This window comes from Bartonella gabonensis (assembly GCF_903679515.1).
GTDB lineage: Bacteria > Pseudomonadota > Alphaproteobacteria > Rhizobiales > Rhizobiaceae > Bartonella > Bartonella gabonensis.
The window spans coordinates 1-19,682 of record NZ_CAHOYM010000032.1; the positions used below are offsets into that span (position 1 = coordinate 1).

The following is a 19,682-nucleotide window of genomic DNA, read 5'->3' on the forward strand; positions in this document are numbered from 1 at the left end:
ACTCCCTTGGAACTCCCTTGGAACTCCCTTGGAACTCCCTTGGAACTCCCTTGGAACTCCCTTGGAACTCCCTTGGAACTCCCTTGGAACTCCCTTGGAACTCCCTTGGAACTCCCTTGGAACTCCCTTGGAACTCCCTTGGAACTCCCTTGGAACTAAAAAACTTTAAAAACGTTCTACAGTGAAGAAGCCCGTAAGGCTGACAAACTGGAGTCTAGGCTGTCAACCGCTCATTTGGAAAATATTTTATGAATCCCCTTATTTTTATTCTCTTATTGGTTTCATGTACCGATGATTTTAGCAGTTGCTATTCCAACAATACAATGACTAAAATCTACCCCACAGCTCAAGCCTGTGAACAAGCCATGATACCATCCACAAAAAAATCAGCATTTTATGGACAACAAATTTTTGCCCAATGCATAAACGTACACCCTCATTTACATCAAAAAAAAGTAAAATTGATCTGGTCTGTAACAAACCACGGAAATTTCCTGCTTAAAAGCCAAAATGTTAATGACAATATATCAACAGTCCAGAAAGAAGATTTTTTACCAACATCACTTCCTCTTCTACGTTCTTCTTCCACAAATCTCTTGCACAAAAAACTTTAAACGCATAAACCCATCAGAACTGAAAAAAATAATCAATGCAAGACATGATGGGTAATAAGCCAATGCAACCTTCAAAAGACCATCACACAGAGCAAAATCCTCTGCCCCAAGATCTCCCCTTAGATCCTGCTGTAGAACGGGTAAGAAAAAAACTGATGGGTTTAATGATCGTTTCCGTTTTGATAACGCTCTTCCTCATTCTAACTGTATTGTTTTTAATCGTTTATAAAGTTACCACGAGCTCAATACCAAAACAAACAGAGCTCTCTTCCTCCCATAGCAAAAATCCTCAGGTTATCCACCACACGCTCTCCCTACCAAAAAAAACACAGATTCTATCGCAAAGCCTTTCAGAAAACAATATTGTCCTGCATGTTTTAACCCCTGATGGACAAACACAATTGATGATTTACAATTATCATACCGGTACACTGATTGCCGTTCTTTCCGTTGAAACAACTTAAAGAAATATCAACGACCATGCCTCATTAAGCAAGCCAACATTATCGGCTTACACAGCATGCTTCACGGTATTTAAATATTTTCTTCGGTTTAAAGATTAACCTCTTGGGCGGCGGCGATTTTTTCTTCGTCTCCCCTCACCTCATCGAGATAAAGGGAAAACCTTTCAGTCAATGCATTCCCATTCTTAAAAAACGGATATTGCCCGCGGAAACTCAACATATTGATTTACAATAATCATTTATTTTTTACATGCCAAACGAGCGCTTCAAATACTATAAGATTCTCTCATTTCAGCTCTATTCATGGTGAAATTCATCAAAATCATTTCTTCACACATCACAGCAAAGAATCCTATGAATAAAAAGACTTCTTATGAATTGATTTAAAAAGCCAAAGGAAGAGCTGTTGCAACACTGATAATGAGAACAGCCCAGCTTGCACCTTTTCTGAAGCGAAAATGGTCGATAGCTTTCACCGTATAGCAGCTCTGTAGCGAAATGGACTAGAGTACATTGAGAGATATTAAACACAAGTGCGAATAAACAAAGAAACCTGTCCCCCATAAAAAGAACAGCCTCTTTAAAATACACAAACGTAACTTTTCTCTATCTCCCTTAAACTTATTCCAAGCCAAGAGATCATCTTCTCTTATCACCCCTACTGAGAATGTTGCCCGCGGAAACTGAAAGAATAAAAATTCAAAGAAAGTGAAAGAAGCCGCGCATATACCCATCATTCCATCAACAGCACCATAAAGACCACCACAGCATGCTTGATGCGTGTTTAAACATTTTCCTCTGCTTCAAGATTAACCACACGGCGTCGGCGTGTTTTTCTCTGTATCCCCTCACTTAATCCAGGCAAAGAAGAAACCTCTTCTGTTGATGTTGATGCATCCCCATTGTTAGAGTTTTCTGCTGTTGTAAGTGAAAGCTCAAGAGATGATTCGTCTTGAGAGCGTACCGTACGCCGACGCGAAGAACGACGTGTTTTTTTAACAGGTCCAACATTTTCCTCAGAGCGAGAGTTCTCCGTCCCCGTTTTTTCATCTGAGAGAGCCTCTAAAGCACTTTCACGCGCACCGCCATTTTGTGCTTTGGCATACGAACCATGACCATTTTTTTGCGACTGGGTTTGTAATACATCTGTATCGCACTCGATAGCGTCTGTTTTTTGAGCTTCAGAATTTATTTCACCGCCTTCTTGCCCGTTATTTTCATCGCGATTTTCATCACCACGATTTTCATCACATCGAGCTGATGGGGACATTTGTCCTGCTGCTGCTAAAATAATACGCAAATAGTGCTCGGCATGTTGTAAATAATTCTCTGACATCACGCGATCGCCGGCGCCTTGTGCATCACGCGCAAGACTGATATATTTATCGGCAATTTGCTGAGCATTCCCTCGAATTTTAACATCCGGACCGCTACTTTCATAATTACGAGACAACGGGTTAGGACCGCGACGATTATTATTATTACCATTATTGTTACTATTGCGACCGCGTACCCGTCTATTTTGTTGTGGCCTCATCTTTATCCCTTTTTGGAGTGTGTATCTTATATATGTCTTAATTTACTCTTCTTCATTGCATCATTTTTTGATAATGCTGATCATGTTTAACATACGGTTATCAAGCTATCCGCGTTTTATTTCACTCAAACGAACCCTACTGATATTGATAAAAGCATATATTTTTTTGAAAATCACAAAACAGCAGGGAAATCGTAAATCAGAAATTCCCCATTTCTCTGTCAACCAGCAGAAACCTAGTGATGTTCACATAAAATGCCAAGTGTTTTTTTTAAATAAACCATATTTCACTAAAAAAAATAATTACCTTGTGGAAAACAAAAAGGAGAACACACGTACAAAATATCTGACAAAGAAAAAAACTGCTGCCAGAAAATACGAGAAGATTCTCTTTTTCTTCTGCCCTAAAACCACTGCTCCCAAAAACGCCGATATTCTTTCCCCCTCGTGCTTTGAACTCATAAGCACTTCCACTCTAACGAGTCACTACACGTCCTCTTTATTTTATGAATATAGCCTCTCTTTACTGCTAAAGAAACCCCTTGCGAGCGATAATCTACGATCACTTCACAAAATCTCTTAATTCTTATAGATAGATTAATATGAAGGATTATTCAAGCCCTATAATCACCAAGAGCCTCCTCTTCTTGCTCAAAGAAGCCAACGATCCTCTCAATTTCTATTTTAACTCCATGAATTTTTAAGTTAACCAACCTCTTCATTAATAACAAATTGAATCTAAAATCAAAGTAATTAAATACGAAAAATATTAAATTATTTAAAAATGCTCTCTCAAAATCTATCAATCAGAAGAGCATAACGCATTTTCTCTCTTATCTTTGTCATTATAAAGAAAACTGGAGGGATTAAAACAAGCTTATTAGCACACCCAATAGAGCGCTTTACGCCTGTCTCAACCTTGAAGCTTATAATCTTCTCAACAAGTTCTCCTGAAACCTCACCACGCCCCCTAAAACACTTCAAAGAGAAATCCATAGCCTATACGATTACACCTCAAATGGACTAAAGCTTGTACAGCATCAATACATTTTATGGGGATAGAAGTCCGAGAATAATGAGACGTTTTTTAATCTTTTCAGCAAAATTGGCATCCTTTTAACTTTCCGTATAACACCTTAAAAGTAATTGCGCCTTTTGTCTTTTTCGTTTTCTTTTTCATTAAGAAAACAGTCCCGTAAGAGAAAATAATTTCCATCCCCCGGTCGTACCATTGTCAAACATTGTTTTTTTGCAGTCTCAGAAAGCTTATCCCACATTTCACGAATAGCAAAATAGGCCTCACTTTCCAAATTAAGGCAACGCTGATAAACTTCCCTTTTCATATCGGGCATCACGGAAGCAGAAATTTCCTTGCAATACACGCGCAGGTCAAAAACAGGAATAGCCAATTCAACAGGCGCTTGTTGTGTTATTTTTTTATGAGAAGAAAAATAACTGATCGCCTTTACAACAACAAAACACAATATCACAATACAAAAGACTATCATGCAAACAAAAGCAATCTTGCGATATAATCTTTTGAAATAAGCCTTTTGTCTTGCGCGGATTCTTTTTTCCATAAAGACTATACCCTTTAAACATCCCAAGAGAAGCTTTTTACAACCCAAAATGATAGAAGTATCTTTTTATACAATACAGGGCATAACAGCAAACGATCAATACGCTTAAAGACTCTTTTTTCTCTGTACCGTTTTTTGACTGTTTTTTATCAGATAAACGCTCATAAAAAAACCTTTGCCCTTTATGAAAAAACAGAGATTATCATTTTCCCCCACCAGCTTAAAAGAGAAAGCTTCTTCATCCATCTCAATCTAGAAGCAATTCGTCTTCCTTAAGACACATCCCATTGATTGATAAAGAATTTTCATTATTTTGCATATTGAATAAGAAATCTGAATATCGTAGGTTTCCCTTAGTTTAAAAGCTGTTTTTCCTATTACATCAACCAAAACCACTTGGCTTAAACGTTACAAAGCAGAGCTTGCACATCTCTCAGAAACGGGACAAAAAAGGCCTACCTTTAGCCAACTCAAGTTCTAAAAACTTGTCACAAACATTGAAAGCTCGAAAAATAGATGAAAGCGTCAGCATGCCCTTTTATGAAACACCAAAAGAGAGCTTGCTCTCTCGATTTTATACACCTCTTGGAAGCTCTTGATACCATTCACGTCCCCCTCGCAAAATGAACTTGAGAGTAAGATGGCTCCTTAGAGCTATCGCAACATGATGAGCTAGACAAATATATTGAAGGCATTCGCTTTTCCCAGAGGAACATAATCCCAAAAAAGACATGCGAGAACCAAAAATGCAAGACATCATCTTCATTATTTCAAAGATATGGATAGTTTTAAAAATCGTAAAACAAAAAGGTGCAGACAAGACGCGAATTGTCTCCCTTTACATTTTCACTAAGGCTTTCTCCCCATTTTACGGTTTCCCCCTCATGTCACTCCTCTCTCATGTCACTCTCGGTCAAAAAGGTATAAGGATCCCTTAACACTTCAATGCCCTGAAGACAACCAACGCAAAGAAACAAACAACACCGGCATTTTAAACTTTAAGTGCTCCCTCTTGGGATAAAAATGCACAATCATTTAGTGCTTTTATTGCAAAAGAACATCACAAAATACAATGATTGAGAATAATGGAAAAAGTATCCAAAGCTATCTTAATAACAGAAAGAAAGTGCTCCACCTGTGAGACAATAAAAAAAGCCGCACTATAGTGCGGCTTATGAATAGAGATATAATTTAAATAACATACAAAAGAAATCAAGCATAAATATATTGTACACAAAATGTATAGTATTGCAAGCTTTTTAATTATATTTATAAAACTTATCCTAAGAAAGTATAAAGAATGAGCAATAAAGGCAATTTTTTAACTCATTTATTTGAATACAAAAAAGCGCGTTGTCTCTCTTCTGGCTTTAACCATATGAAGAATCACATCTTTTTATTGAAGGAAATCATTTACAGTAATACACATCTTAAAACCAAAATGTATTTAATAAATCAAACCGATTTATTGATTTCCCTTAAGATAGTCCACGCGTAAACGCTCCATTTAAACACAAGGAATTGATTTATAATGATTGTTCGTTTTTTCATATTAAAGAAGAGATTGGAAATCGTAATATTCTCTCATTTTTAAACCTATTCCTTGTTGTTTCAACATTGCTTCAACCAAAGTGTTGTTTCAACAAAAACCATGTTTCTTGCCAATTACAAATGAACAAACCTGCACAGCATAAAATTATTCAAGAAAGGCATGCCTTTTCATGAAGCGTTCCAAGGGCTATCGCACCATTAGAGGCTCGCACAATGACTTATGGTATCAGTGCCCCCTGTTATGCAGCCTAAAAATGGAGATGCTTTATAAGTTTTATACCCTTCACGCGTATCATTGTGAAATGAGCTTGAGAGCAAGATATTTCTTACAAACAAGCCCATGAATTCACACGCCCAATATATTTGGTTTAGGACGCTCCATTTTACGGAAAAAGGCATCCCTCCAAAAAAGACATCCGATCAAAAAAAGCGTAAAAAGAGCAAATTTTTTATAGATTAAAAACCATGACATGCTCTATTCACAAAATTTTTTCAAAATACTGCAAAAACTTTTCTTCTTTTGCCATTAGTTTCTGCTTGAGTAAGCTTTCTTGCTCTGTGGACTCCAAAACCTTGCCTATATGAGCCCCATCATGCGCTCTTTATCAATTATAGCAATTCTATGCCCCACCGAAAATATAAATAAGCTTTCTCTCATCTATAGCTTCAACGCAGGCATATTATTATGATCACTCTTTTCTATTTTTCCTTTTTAAAAGAAGAAGAAATACCCTTAAAAGACTCAGAAACGATGCTTTTACCAACACTCCTGTGTATTTCTGGCATCTTCAAAGATGTACCTTTTAAGACAAAACTGCTCATATACGCAGCTGCTTCTAGTTTAATTTCTTGTGTATCACTCTTAATGTCTGGTAGAGTTATTCCCCCACTCACAATATTGTTCATATTGTTTAGATCATCTTTTTACGCATTTTGTTTCTGTTTGACATTGGCAAGATCGAGCGTATTTAACTTTTTTTTCTAAAGCATCCATGCGCTTTAAAATTTTTGTCATATCTTCATCTGCTTTTTTCAACAATGCATTTAAAGGAGCATGTCCCATTCTTCCGCTAGCATAAAGCACCACACGAATACATTCAGGATCATCAATATCCGCAATAGAAAATGGAAAAAATGCCATTATATCCCCCTTTTTGAACAGCCTCATAGAGCATTTGAGTCTCTTTTCCCTTTACACGGCTCTTTCATTTCTCGCGCAAAAAGCACATAACCGCGCATTAAAGGCTTTTGTAAAAATTTCCTTATCGAAAATTTTTACAAGATATTTTTTAGATTATATTCTGTTTTTCACCTAAAATGGTTCTTTCCCCCCCTTGCCCCCAAAATGCATAACGACATTGCATACTTTATGGACTTCTGCCAACAAGACAAAGCACACCTCACCGATCTTTAAACAATAATCTAGAAACAATCCGGCTTCTTGGTCTAGCGGGATTCCCCTTGGCGTTCCTCTTTAAATGCTCTATATCGCCACAGCTCAAAGAGGGAACATGAGAGCTCTATAAGCAAACCCTCAATTTCTCACCACACGTTAAAACACATGGCCAACTTGCTCTAGCAAACAGATCGCCCATTTTGAAAAAAGAGAGTTTCCACCATTTTACCGCTCTCAAAATATTAAACATATTCGTTAACCGCCTCACCACCTTTCAAAGAACAACGAAGATTTTTAACCCCTATCGGATTGTCAACAATCCAACGACTCTGAAAGAACTTGATCTGCTGATCACTTATATGATGCACTTACTATAAGGCTCTATGAGTTCTAAGCTTTACAAACAAGTCCTGCTCTGACGATTTGCTATGCAATACTTAATGGCTCAAACGGTCTGACCAGATATCACCACCTTCAATGACAGTATTTTAATGATCATCTTTTACGCCATCATAAAATAAAATTATCCTTGGCACTTTTTATTCTCACCCATTAGAGCGCTAAACTCAAGCGCTCTCAACAATGGAATACGACACCACAAGAGAGATTGGATAAAATCTTTGATGTCTCAGCCCAAAACTCTATGAATTAAGGCAAGTTTTTTGCCCTTTTTACCCCCTCTCCTTTAATGGTTACTGGCCATCTTAACCCTCAATAAGAAAAATAGACACACACAAGCCTTTACACCTCCCACAAAGGGGGGCACAAAAGCAAAATCATCAAAGAGGGTTAAGGATTCATTTTTTTCAGAAGCGTCTCAAAGTTTTTTCACGATAGATTCGACAAGTTTTTTCATAACAAACATTTTGCAACCATTTTGCTTTCTCTTTTATCTCTCTTAAAGCTTTCATTCTCAAGCTTTAACAGCATAAACCACCGCCATATTGACAGGACGTGTTTCATCGCCTCCTGTTTTTTCCAACAAGATCTTATGTTCATGCTCTCCCGCAGCATCTGTCAACATTTTTTTAAGGAGGAAGAGAGCTGCATACCTTTTAAGATCACCCCAATCCGCCTGAAAAATCCTGTTTTCAGTCTCTGGAAAACTATGCTGGTGTTTGCCCGCCAAATCTGTTTTTCCTTCATGGGTATGGGCTTTAAAAGACTCTTCTTGTCTGCTCCCCAAGCGACGTCCTTTATCAATTTCTTTTCCACTATCGAGCCCCCGTAAAAACATTCCCCGCAAATCGGGAACATTAAATGTTGTTTGCCCATCTCCTTTTCCCCATGTTTCCCCCAGAACAGCAAAGAGATTGGCATAGCTCTTTCGCGAATATTCTTTACCATCACACAGCAGCCACCCAGAGGGTATTTTTTCGGTAGCAAAAGTTCCAATAAATCCAGGTGAGAAAGATTCAGGCAAAGAAGGCGCGGGCGGAATTTCAGGAAGTTGTATGGTAGGATTGGTTAAAAACCATCCATCGGCATTTTTTCCGGCAATATCATGCGTATAGACGAGCTCATAAAGCCCGCCCTTTTGTAATTCTCCCCCCGTTAAAGGCATAATCCCCTCTGGCGTTGCCATATAAGTTGGCCTTGGAGGCAATTGATTTAAAGAAACATTTGTTATTCCTCGATTGACGCCTTGAGCTTTAAAGCGCACAACAATACCATCCTTATAAGTCTCAAAAAAAGACTTTGTCGCCAAACGCAGTGATGTTTTCTTGTTCTCGTTATCAACCGTAAACTGTGTGTCAATTCCCCCCCCGTTATCCAACAAATATTCTTTAATGCGCTGCATCATAGTACGCGCACTATCATTGACTGAACTTGGCGGTTGCCCTTCTGCCCAATTTATACTCTCATCGACATAAGCATTTTCTGATGCGATGATTGACCAATCATAAATCGAACTCATAAAAGGAACTCTTTTTGCAAAAAGGAAAAACGATTAAAGAACGAAGAAAAGAAAGCCGCAATTTTATTTTTAGAAGCCGGCGTTTCCTGCATTTTCATTTTCAAGCCTATTTTGCCATAATCCACATGCAATAATTTTGTTTTTACGTTTACAAAAACAGCTTCCGGCTTCACGCGCAACACTTCTTGTGCCAAAACACCCTGATAACGTTGTGGATTTCCTTTATAATTAAAACTATAAAGAGAATATCCTTTTTTCTTTCCCATCGGGATAATATTTTCTTTTGCTCTCACATCACAAAGTCCTAGAATTCCTCCGACCAATCCCAGCACTTGCTGCGCATCACGCAACGGATCTTTTGTCACAGAAGGTATTATTGTTGATTTTCCTGAAGTTGTTCCGTAATTTCCAGCCGCCTGTGTTCCAACCTGTAACAAGCGTTCCAATCGGTTCCAACCTTGATTATCTTTTTCTGACCATTTTTGGCGCTCCGCATCTAAGATATTTTGGCGGTTGATATCTTGAAGCATTCCGCCTTTCAGAGCATTTCCTTGCACATTACTCTGTCCTTGATAATATGCATTTGCCGCATTCACTTGATCATGCTGAGAGCGATCAATCATCTGGTTTGCATTCATCATATTGTTAATATCCTGATTATATTGCTGTGCTGCAGCATTTGTAGCCAAAGCGCCGAGCTCATCGGCAAGCACGCCGGTATGAGCCCCAGAACCATAACGTCCGGCCCCAGACATCGATTGATTAATCGCATCGGAAGTTTTATTCAGAGCATTTTGCAACGCCATATTAAATTTACTATTGTTTCCAATCCAATTCCCCTTTGCCATACCGGTAAGATTTGTTGCACTGTTGGTTGGTGCATTTAACCACTGCGTGAGTGTAGGATTGTTATAAAGCCCTGCAGCTTGTTGGAGACCGGACAGCGCATTTTTTGTCATATCGCTAAGACCAGCAACGCGCTCTCCCTCATAAACGTTTCCGCCAATTCCTTTATTATAAAGGTCCTTTGCATCAGCAGTGGCTTGTTTAAGAATATCCGCCGCCCAAGCAGGAGGCGCATTTGTTTGTGTTGTTGTCTGTACTTGCGGTGTTTTTTTTCTACTCATGGACCCAGAACCTTTCTATATTGAATAAGATTACGAGAGTATCCGTGATGAGCGAGCCTTTTCGCCCATCCAATTCTTCCAAACATGTGTATTTCTTCAGCTTTGATTGTTCGCGCCCATTTTTCGACCTCATCAATCAATTTGACTAATTTCAGCCCTCCCTCTCCAGCAAGATCTGAGAGAACGACGCATTTTTTCCCCGTATGGGTACTTTCAACTTTTGTGATTGCAAAAGCACTAAATTGGATTTTATTTTTTAAGACCAGCCACAATTGTGCTTGTCCTGTAGCAATTTCTTCAGCAATTTTTTCCAGACAAACATCATCCGGAAAGCGCTGAGCATATTTTTTCAATGCCGCATTGAGCCCCTCTTGATAGGGGGCTATTTTTTCCCATGGCCAGTGCTGTGTTAGATGAGCAGAATAGACATCTTTACAATCTTGATAATCTTGCCTCATGATTTTAGCTCTCTTAACTTTTCCCCGCACGCCCTTAAAAACATGCCTCTGCGGACTTCACATATTCCATGTTTAGCGCACCCTTTTCAAAAGAAAGCCCCGCTATCCCTTGTGTTTCAAGAAAGAGAGCGCTTTTTTTATAAAAAAACATGGTGCAAACAATTTTCTCATCATAAAGAAGCATCAGCTCTGCCTTATTCCTTTGATGATAAAGGTATAGAGCTATCCCCTCTGTTCTTTGATGATCATGGCTTAGCTATCGCATATATCTATTAATGATAAGGGCATGCCTATCGCATGCCGGCGGACGTCAATTCCACATCAAATCCCGTGACATGGGTCCAATTCATTCCTTCAGGAATACGCAATTTAAAGCGATAAAACCGTGCCCTTGCGCGACAATGAATTTGTCCGGTATTATGAGAAGGCTGTTTTTCTGGCAACCAAACGGTTTCCTCTTCAAGAGATTGCCGAAAGCGCATTCCCACAGACAAATAAAACTTTCCACTATTAACTTGAGGCATAATATTTTTCACGCGGGTTATCACACCATTTGTCTGCCCCATTTCTTGTGATGTCACCACACAAGCCATAGGGGAACCAGAAAACGAACCCAGTCTACCCTGTTGATCAAATGCTCCCAAGATAGGCGATTCATTTTTCCACGCTTTACTATCGAGAGAAAAAGCCAAATCATCAATATTCTTAGACACAAAATCAAGACCTTCCAAAGTTGTTCCAGTCAAGAAAATGGGGAGGATCATTTTGATATCCACGAGAGCTTTTGTCCATTTTTGCAACCCCCAATCATAAATGAGCAAAATCCGTTTATGAAGGCTTTCATCGTTATCCACCATCCAATACACCCGATTATATACGCCATCGATCGCCGCAGACATGGTATATAGATTACTCTGTCTTGATTTTGCAGTCATGGCTCGATCGACTTTTTCAAAGCCAATGGGTATAATCTGTCCGTCATTTGTTATTTGATAAAAACCGCCCTCATCGGCAAAGAATGCCATATCACCGCGACAAACAATTGATTCAGCATTTTTTGCGCCTCTTTTATCGTGGATTTTTTGGAAACTAAAAATAATCTTAGAGCCTGGGATAAAAGAACCGGCATAGATTGCAGAACGCATAAAGATAATGGGGTTTGTTGTCTCCGTTGCCCCTTGCACGAAACCACCATCAGGAAAATCTTGATAATCACAGCTTTTTTTTCCCACGGTCCAAAACTCAGCATCATTCAATCCAGACCAATGAACCCGTCTTGGATGCTCGGTCAATTTCATCAAACAAACAAAATCTCCCCAGATACGAACAATTCCTGCTTGTGGTGGATTTCCCCCTAAATTTCTAAATGTTTTATCATGAATAATATCGATCACTTGTGGTTTATCATTAGCATTCACCGCAATGATCAAATCACCAAACAAAGCAAAAGACCACGGAGCATCGACATTAGCCATATAAGCCCTTCCTTTTTGGCTAATATCTTTCCACTTCATTGTTGTATTATCAAGCAAGAAGAGTTTTTCTCTTGTCCCGACAACAATAGAAACCCCATTTTTTGTTTTAACCGCAAGAGCACCTAAGATCGGCTCAGGACATGGCTCTGTCAAAGATTCAAAACTTGGCATAGGGATGTAAGAGCCATCAGCTGGAAGCACATTGACAAGTTCATCGGTAAAAATTCCATTGATATCCGCCACATCGGGTCGATAATCAGCAATTGGGAAAAAAGCCATCAAGCCTCCATAAAATATTTGAAAAGCCCAGTGCCAAAACACCAAGGCTTGCTCATTGAAACCAAAAAAGCCCCTAGAATAAAACGCTAAGAGCACAAAATTTAACAAAAATACAACTATAAGCTGCTAAATGCCTCGAGAAAAATAAACTTCCATACTGGCGCACCCACAGCCCCCAGCACTTGACCAAAATCACCAACACTCTTTCAATACCAACACTTGCCAATACTAGCGCTTCCCAAGTCTTGAGAAAAAGCTATAAAAATCCTTCTTAAAACCTTTGAAGAGCCCAGTACAATGCAAGCAACCCAGTACCCTTCAAAAGATACGAAGGCTTATGGGGTTAAAACCACAAAATCCCTTAAAAAGAGAGCAAAAAGCCACACAAGGACACAACCTAAGGTTATTTACTCAAAAAGATCAACATCCACCGCCCTCCAGTAGCGTCTCACCTTCAACATCTACTCCTCGATGCCCCTCTAGACCTTAACACCAATCCAAACTCTAACACTCATTCACGCCCCAAAGCGCTTCATTAAACATAAACCCTACACTCGTCCTTAATGCGCAATCTTAAGCATAAAAATTGGAAAAACGTTTTTTTTAAAAATTCATAGGGCGAATTTTTGTGGAATCTTTTCGGCGTGATGTTTCAATACGCAAAGCTTGAAGCTGTTCTTGAAAATCTCTAAAAGAAGCGGCAGCATATTCAGAATCTTTAAGAATATTTTTATAAAGTTCATATTTTGCCCGTGCTTTAATAAGATCAAAAGCATAAATCAACCAAGGATTATCGTCCTCTTTGAGCTGTTCATCTACCAAATAGAGAGGCGTATAAGAAAGCTGTATGGTTTCGATATTTTCTGGTGTTGGAAAGAGTCCTATTTTTTGATCAAGGCACGTATAAAAGAATGGCGTTCCCAACTCAGGATGCATTCCATATTGTTGATGAAGTGCTTCCAAGGGCTTAAAGAACAACTTTATTGGAGTTGTATCCTTTACTGCTAAAAAGACATCTTCCAGCGTTTTTTCTGTTTCAATAAAAACTCCCTCTTCTCGTCCATACCATGTTTTCCCACTTTGTGTGTTAAAGGTGCTTTTTCTTCTTTCATTAAAGAAAAAAGGTTCGCGTTCACATAAACGCAAAGCTGTCACAATTGAATCTTGAATTTGTCGTGAATATTCCGCTGTTGTATCGTCAATTTCATCTTGAATAAGCGCAACCATAGAGGCAAAAGTTTTAAAATGGTCTGAATGTGTAAAATCGCGATTATTAGGATCATCGGATAGAATAGTCATAAGCCTGTCCTTTTTCTGGAAGCATTTTAAATTTTTCCCCCAACAAGAAAAATTTGTTGGGGGAAGGAAGCAAACATTCGCTTTAAGCAGGTGCTCCATAAGTTGGGATGACGATCGTTCCAAAATCTTGAGCCCCTTGCGTACTTCCTGGCAAGGTAAAGCAAGTTTTTTTCATGCCCATAATGGTTTTTGCTGCGACTCCGAATTCTCTTTCATAGTCGAAGAGTTCTTCCACCAATTTATAGCGTGTAGCACCTCGATCTTTTCCAAAAGCAATCACAGCACTTTGCGCCCCAAGCAACACGGCACGACGCACATTGGGGACAGCTTTGTTTGCTGTTCCAGATTCAACCCCTTCGGTAACATGTTCAGCTTCGCGCAAAACGACACCATTATACATGCCCAAAGATCCATCATAGAGCGGATTTTTGATACGGCTTCCACTATAGATTGCCTTGGTAATGTCGAGCCATTGCCCCGCATCTGTATTGGTACGCAATTGCGTCACTTGGGTTGGATGAAGATAAAGCACATAGACATTTTCCCCATCGATCCGTACGGGACGAATTTTAGGGTTAGCTAATTTAGCGCGTTCCACCGCTTTATCGATCAGTTTAAGATTAAACACATCGTTTTCTTTTAAATCTTCATCTTTTGTTTTCCCATTAGGGCGCACCATGCGTTTATCGGTTGGTGCGGTTGGGGCATTAAAGCCATAATGAACCGGTTTCAGTATAATGGATCGTCCTTCAAAGTTAATAGACTTTGCGGTATATCCACACACTTGAATGAAGAACATCATACTCAAACGATCCGCATACCAATCCACCAAACCATTTTTTGCTTCCGTGCGCAAATCGTGGAGAATCCGTTGCTGATCAATGGTCCCTTCATTTTTGACCCGCACGGCATGAACAAGTTCATTAATGGCCAAGCGATCATTGAGAAACTGTAAAGCTTCTTCATTTCCTTCTAAAGTTTGCCCTTCACTGACCCCATCACCGAGCAGCTGCACACGTAAATTAAAGCTAATGGAATCGCCACTTGCTTTTGTGGTTTCATCTTTTAACTGTACGATACTGTTTGAATCATTTCCAATCAGTGGAGCAATCGGGATTGCTTTTGAGACTTCTTGGTTTAAGAGTTTAGACCATGTGCGCACGACCATTGGGTCATTGAGTCCGATATAAGTTACAGTCATTTTGTCCTCTAAAAGTTTATTGACATAAAAAAACCCGGCAAAACGCCGGGCGCTCAAAACACCACATTTCATTTCAGATGGTGCATAGGTTGTTTTTGAGTGTTTTGTTTCTGTTTAGCGTCTGCCTCCCTCTGATAAGAGCTCTCTTCACCGCCTCTTTCGCTTTAAGAGATCTCCTCTTCCCTCTCCACCCACACACCCCTCAAGCCCACACACCCACACTCCCCCCACATTTCACGCGCCAGAAGCCCTATCACGTCCCCGCAAAAAACACCTGCCACATTCTTATTTTTAAAATTCTCTTCCACCCATTAAACGATTAAAAGCAGCTTTATTTTTAGGATCAACAACCCACGCGCTAAATTCTGTTTCTGACATTTTATCCAGCATATCCAAAGAAATCGGTCCATTTGGCGTCAAGCCGTTATAAGCAGCAAGAGTACGAGCAGAATTGTGTCTTTCCTGTAAATTTTCACCCATGTTATTCTGAACATTGGTATAGCCAAATTTTTGTGCAATCGTGTAAATCACTTCAGCCGGATTTTGATTTTTTTGCGCACAATCGCGCAAGATCTGCTTCAACTCATCACCAATCCTTGCATCAATATTTTGTGGATCCGCCATCTCAGGATAGAGCGAAGCAAAAGCTGCCAACTGTTTCGCCCGCGTTTCATAAATAAAATCAGCCGCTTGATCAAAATCATGATGTTTTTGTTTAACACTTGCCACAGACTGCTGATAAAACGCCTGCAATTGTTCTGCTTCGCGAGCCGGAGAAGGTCGTTGTTTTTCCTGTAACAGCCCTTGTTTATGCAGTGTTTTTCCCAACCATTGCATATAGCCCATAAAGTCCTTTTGCGGATCTGGTGGCACATTTTCTTCCCCTTGAAGCTCTTTTACGCCCTCAGGCAAAGATGGCTGTTGTTGAAACCTTTGCCCTTGAAAATTATCTTCAAGTGCCTTTTCTTCTCTTCCAATTTCCCCTTCTTCTCCCTCTTGTGTTGAGGCGAGAAAATCCTGTTTCAAATGGTTCTGTTCTTCCGGCGTTAAGTGTTCTGGATCCATGATCATTAGCCTTTTCTTTTTTTAACAAACAATAAAGTGAAATTTTTCCGATAAAACAGCTTGCGAGCCTTGCTTCCTATAAGCCTTGATCCCCTTAAGGCTCTCTGACCACTTGGAAGGCTTCAGCATGTCAACACCATGCTCCCCCCACCATGAATCACAAAACCCTATCGAAGATTTTCCACGAACATGCACTATCGCACAAAACAACTCTTCTAAGATAATAGAGAGGCACCCTTTCGCGGCATCAGCAATACTTCTGCTATAGAAATTTATAGACACCCTTCAATCGATAAAATTCATCCAAGATCGCCTATCATAAAGCAGCCTATTGTTGAGCATTTGCGCTTTGCAACATCTGCATGATCTGCTCTACGCCCCCATGATCTCGAAGCGCTGAAGCATTTTGCTCTTCTTGCAGAGCGTTTTGCGCTTTTATCGCAATTTTATGAATAAGTGAGGCCGGTAAAGGCGAATAGCGTAAGAGATCAAGCATAATCTCTGGTGTTGCAAAATTTTGCATCAAAGGAAGCAATTGCATGATGAGAGCAAAAGTACGCTCTTTTTCATTGAGACTTGTTGGGGCATCATCCACGACAATATCATATTCCAAACTTGTCACCATTTCACGTGTTAGGGGAACATATTGTGCATTTTCATCCCCTGCGATACGAACCAACCGCCCATCAGACAAATAATTTTGAATAAGATAGAGAATAATTTTTCCCTGTCGTTGCCGATATCGACGCAAACCATCAAAAAAGGACGCCAACAGATTAAGGGATGATTGGCGCCGTTGTTGTTCAAGAATACCCGGCTGATTAACCGCTCTTGTTCCAATAAATTCAGAAGACAAGCCGGTCACCTGTTCGAGAGCACTCTTTGCTTCATTAAACAATTGGAAAAAGCCTTGCGGAAATTGTGCCACCGGTTTAGGCTGAATTCTGCCCCCAGAGACAGCGCCACTTTTCAACCAAGTAATACTATCGGCTCTAGCCCAACTCTCGACCGCTTGTCGATCATCATCAAAAGCATCACGCTCTGCCATAATACCGCCTTTTGATTGGCTATTGAGCAAATGCATCACTTGACTAAAATATTTATTCGCCCACCGTTGCGGATCTTTTGTAGGGCGCACAAGACCGTAAAAGTGTCGGCTTAATTTATCAAAAGTACCGGTAATACACTCCCACCCCAATTGACCAGCAGGAACTAAAGGTTTATCAGGCACCTCGAGTAACTTTCTACCCAAAAATGCCCGTTTGACAATTTTTCTGGTCAACCTTGTTGCTTGAACATCGGGAAATTCTTCTCTTAAACTTTGAAAATCCTTCTCCAAATAATCGATAAACCGTCCACTTTGCGACTCGAGAACCCTATAGGCCACCTCGCGTTCAAACCAGCGACATTCAGCTAATGTCACCATTTTAGGACGTTGAGAGCTTATTCCCTCTTCCAGATAGGTTCCATCACCGTGATAAGGGTGTGTCATCCCATCACTGGTTGGGTGTAAAAACCCTTGATGTTTCACCCAATCAGCATGAAGATTACTCCAATGCACATGGGGAAACATTTCTTGCGCCACCGCCAGAGGTTTTTCATCAATATACCATAAGCGCTGAGCATCAATGAGATTAGACTTAACGGCACTGGCATCCCAAACCATTTTCATAGGATCGAGCCTTGCAATAATGGGTTTTCCTTGCGGATCTTCTTCATAATCAAGGCGTGTATCTGTCCATCCCATTCCGCAAATGATCGCATCTTGAAAGGCATCGGAATCTTCATATTCCCCGTCAGCTTCATCGCGAAACCACTCAGCCGCACCCGTCAAGATCTGGTTTGCAAAAGCTGCTCCTTCTTGTCGTGGAATAAATTGCACTTGTCTTTTATTATTGCGCTCAGCCCCAATGACAGCATTAATCAGCGGGGCAATACGGTTAAAAGTCATCACTGGTCTGTTTTGTTCGTTCAAAACAGCCAAGTCCTGTTCATTCCATTGCCGCCCATTATAAAAATCGTAGTCTTCTTGGGCATTTTTTCGCCATTTTTCCACATGAGCAATATCATCTTGATACCAACTCACGAGTTTTTTAAAGAGTGCTTGATGTTCAAGCGTTTCGATTTGATCGAAAGAAGAAAAAGAAGAATCTATAGACATATTCATTAAAAAGCCATCCATGAAGTTTGAGAATGGTGAGAAGAGCGATAAGATTTTTTTTGTGGTCTCGCATGGGGCTGTTCATAAGCCACACACATCAATCCAAAGGCATCAGCCCCATGGCTTGCCCAGTCATGTTCAGCGCCAAGACCAATATTGCGTTGTTCATCACGCTTTTCATGATACCAAGCGAGTGCTTTTCTCCCCGCGCATGTTGTGTCACGATTAAACCATAGAGCAGGAAACAAACGCCTTACAGCTTCGATACGCATTTTGACAGCGCCGGTTCCCTGATTAGGTATGATTTTGGTTTGAAAACCAGCTTGTTGAAGAGCACTTTCAAAACTGACATTATAGACACGGTCTTTTGTCGCGCCATCATGGGGCAAAACCATCAACGCCTTTTCATATCCCCGCTGAAAGACCCATCCCACATGCTCTGAGAGGGGCTGACCTTGGGCTTCATAATAATCGAGCACTCGAATTTCGCGTCCCACAAATTGCGCGACCCACAAGGCAGTTGCATCGGCTTTAGCTCCTGTTCCTCCGATATCCCAAAAGATTCTCACCTGCATCAAAGGATCACGTGGAACGGTTGTAATCCGCCCTTCCATTTCGGCTTCCAGCAGACATTTCTGATAATAAGCACCTTGCACAGCCTGAAGATATTCCCCTTCCCAAATATGGTTATATTGCTCTGGTCTTTGCTGCAAATCGCTCAATCGATCCCGATTGAGTTTTTCTGGAAATTGCGGATTATCCCGCCAATTAATTTCCGCGCCTTTGATATTGGGATTATCGACATTTCGGAAACGTTTTTCCACGGGAGCATTTTCATGACAGGGATTCCAAGTAACCCATAATTCTGCATTCCAATCGTCTCCCTCTTCGCGTAAAGTTGGGATAAGTGTTTGCCAAGCAGTCTCCGTGACTGGCTCTGCCTCATCAACCCAGCAAAGGAACACCCGCCCCATTGATTTAATACTAGCGATATTTCGATCAAGACCGGCAAACACATAGACGATACGTCCATCTTTTGATTTAATATATTTATCGCCGATTTCATAATAATCTTGGAGAAAAGGATAGGCTTCAATTGCGCGTTTAATTTCCTCCAAAGAACTTTCATTGAGAGAATTTTGAAACTGGCGGGCACAAAGGATAATCCCACGTTCTCCCGTCATTCCATGTCGATATCCCACCACAGCCGACATCAAAGCAAAAGAGCGTGTTTTTCCAGATCCTCGTCCTCCCCAAGCAGCTCGGACATCTGCTTTTCCGGTAAAGACAGGAATAAGCTTTGGAATAAGAGCCACTTGAGCGGTTTTCTGCCCTATTTTTTGAGAAATTTTCTGAACCGTTATCATGATAAATTTTTATACTTTAGAAGCCATTGCGCTTTACATTTTTGAAGATGCCAAGTTTCATCATTCCAGAACCATTGAAAGAAAAACGCTTATCTTAAAAGCACCTTCTTCTCTTCATCCTGATACGCAATACATCCCGCTTTTTGGATGTTCCCCTTTTTTGCACCAGATCCCCTTGCCCCCGCCATAC

Annotated in this window: 16 protein-coding genes and 1 pseudogene; 3 read left to right on the forward strand and 14 right to left on the reverse strand. The window is 40.3% G+C overall.

Going from position 1 to position 19,682, the window contains the following annotated elements; genetic code table 11:
• Positions 1 to 248: 248 nt before the first annotated feature.
• Together HWX04_RS08670 and HWX04_RS06420 are read left to right on the forward strand one after the other, a co-directional pair.
• Positions 249 to 614, forward strand: coding sequence for a hypothetical protein (locus HWX04_RS08670; RefSeq protein ID WP_246257504.1), 366 nt, complete (start codon positions 249 to 251; stop codon positions 612 to 614).
• Between the two features lie 44 nt (positions 615 to 658).
• Positions 659 to 1,106, forward strand: a pseudogene (locus HWX04_RS06420) (hypothetical protein).
• A gap of 756 nt (positions 1,107 to 1,862) precedes the next feature.
• On the opposite strand, the gene HWX04_RS06425 reads toward HWX04_RS06420, so the two are convergent.
• The 14 genes from HWX04_RS06425 to HWX04_RS06490 all read right to left on the reverse strand — a co-directional run bounded on the left by HWX04_RS06425 (position 1,863) and on the right by HWX04_RS06490 (position 19,492).
• A complete protein-coding gene (locus HWX04_RS06425; protein ID WP_175869332.1) occupies positions 1,863 to 2,615 on the reverse strand; it encodes a DUF4167 domain-containing protein in 753 nt (250 codons plus the stop codon).
• 1,136 nt (positions 2,616 to 3,751) lie between these two features.
• Entirely contained in the window at positions 3,752 to 4,195 is a 444-nt protein-coding gene (locus HWX04_RS06430) for a hypothetical protein (protein WP_175869333.1), read from the reverse strand.
• 2,250 nt (positions 4,196 to 6,445) lie between these two features.
• Positions 6,446 to 6,652, reverse strand: coding sequence for a hypothetical protein (locus HWX04_RS06435; protein WP_175869334.1), 207 nt, complete (start codon positions 6,650 to 6,652; stop codon positions 6,446 to 6,448).
• A 10-nt stretch (positions 6,653 to 6,662) separates the two neighbouring features.
• On the reverse strand, positions 6,663 to 6,887 hold the full coding sequence (locus HWX04_RS06440) for a hypothetical protein (protein ID WP_246257507.1): 225 nt from the start codon (positions 6,885 to 6,887) through the stop codon (positions 6,663 to 6,665).
• A gap of 1,168 nt (positions 6,888 to 8,055) precedes the next feature.
• Positions 8,056 to 9,060, reverse strand: a complete 1,005-nt coding sequence (bgtC, locus tag HWX04_RS06445; RefSeq protein ID WP_175869335.1) for a gene transfer agent tail collar protein BgtC — start codon at positions 9,058 to 9,060, stop codon at positions 8,056 to 8,058.
• Positions 9,057 to 10,187, reverse strand: a complete 1,131-nt coding sequence (gene bgtD / locus HWX04_RS06450; RefSeq protein ID WP_175869336.1) for a BaGTA-type gene transfer agent maturation protease BgtD — start codon at positions 10,185 to 10,187, stop codon at positions 9,057 to 9,059. The genes bgtC and bgtD overlap by 4 nt, the downstream gene beginning before the upstream one ends.
• Entirely contained in the window at positions 10,184 to 10,645 is a 462-nt protein-coding gene (locus HWX04_RS06455; RefSeq protein ID WP_175869337.1) for a hypothetical protein, read from the reverse strand. Before HWX04_RS06455 ends, bgtD begins: the two co-directional genes overlap by 4 nt.
• Positions 10,646 to 10,935: 290 nt before the next feature.
• A complete protein-coding gene (gene bgtE / locus HWX04_RS06460) occupies positions 10,936 to 12,399 on the reverse strand; it encodes a gene transfer agent protein BgtE (protein WP_175869338.1) in 1,464 nt (487 codons plus the stop codon).
• Positions 12,400 to 13,002: 603 nt separating this feature from the next.
• Positions 13,003 to 13,698, reverse strand: a complete 696-nt coding sequence (locus HWX04_RS06465; RefSeq protein WP_175869339.1) for a phage adaptor protein — start codon at positions 13,696 to 13,698, stop codon at positions 13,003 to 13,005.
• Between the two features lie 82 nt (positions 13,699 to 13,780).
• Positions 13,781 to 14,899: a BaGTA-type gene transfer agent major capsid protein gene (bgtG, locus tag HWX04_RS06470; RefSeq protein ID WP_175869340.1), complete on the reverse strand. Its 1,119-nt coding sequence runs from the start codon at positions 14,897 to 14,899 to the stop codon at positions 13,781 to 13,783.
• Between the two features lie 291 nt (positions 14,900 to 15,190).
• Positions 15,191 to 15,964, reverse strand: coding sequence for a hypothetical protein (locus HWX04_RS06475; RefSeq protein ID WP_175869341.1), 774 nt, complete (start codon positions 15,962 to 15,964; stop codon positions 15,191 to 15,193).
• Positions 15,965 to 15,985: 21 nt separating this feature from the next.
• Positions 15,986 to 16,246: a hypothetical protein gene (locus tag HWX04_RS06480; protein WP_175869342.1), complete on the reverse strand. Its 261-nt coding sequence runs from the start codon at positions 16,244 to 16,246 to the stop codon at positions 15,986 to 15,988.
• Between the two features lie 46 nt (positions 16,247 to 16,292).
• Positions 16,293 to 18,131 (reverse strand): BaGTA-type gene transfer agent portal protein BgtI, encoded by a 1,839-nt coding sequence (gene bgtI / locus HWX04_RS06485; protein WP_246257510.1) that lies wholly within the window; start codon positions 18,129 to 18,131, stop codon positions 16,293 to 16,295.
• The gene (locus HWX04_RS06490; RefSeq protein ID WP_175869344.1) at positions 18,131 to 19,492 is read right to left on the reverse strand and encodes a PBSX family phage terminase large subunit; all 1,362 of its coding nucleotides are present in this window, start codon (positions 19,490 to 19,492) and stop codon (positions 18,131 to 18,133) included. The genes bgtI and HWX04_RS06490 overlap by 1 nt, the downstream gene beginning before the upstream one ends.
• Between HWX04_RS06490 and HWX04_RS08355 the strand changes: the two genes are divergently transcribed.
• A partial coding sequence (locus HWX04_RS08355) for a hypothetical protein (RefSeq protein WP_210259582.1) occupies positions 19,491 to 19,682 on the forward strand: 192 nt, incomplete at its 3' end. The genes HWX04_RS06490 and HWX04_RS08355 overlap by 2 nt on opposite strands.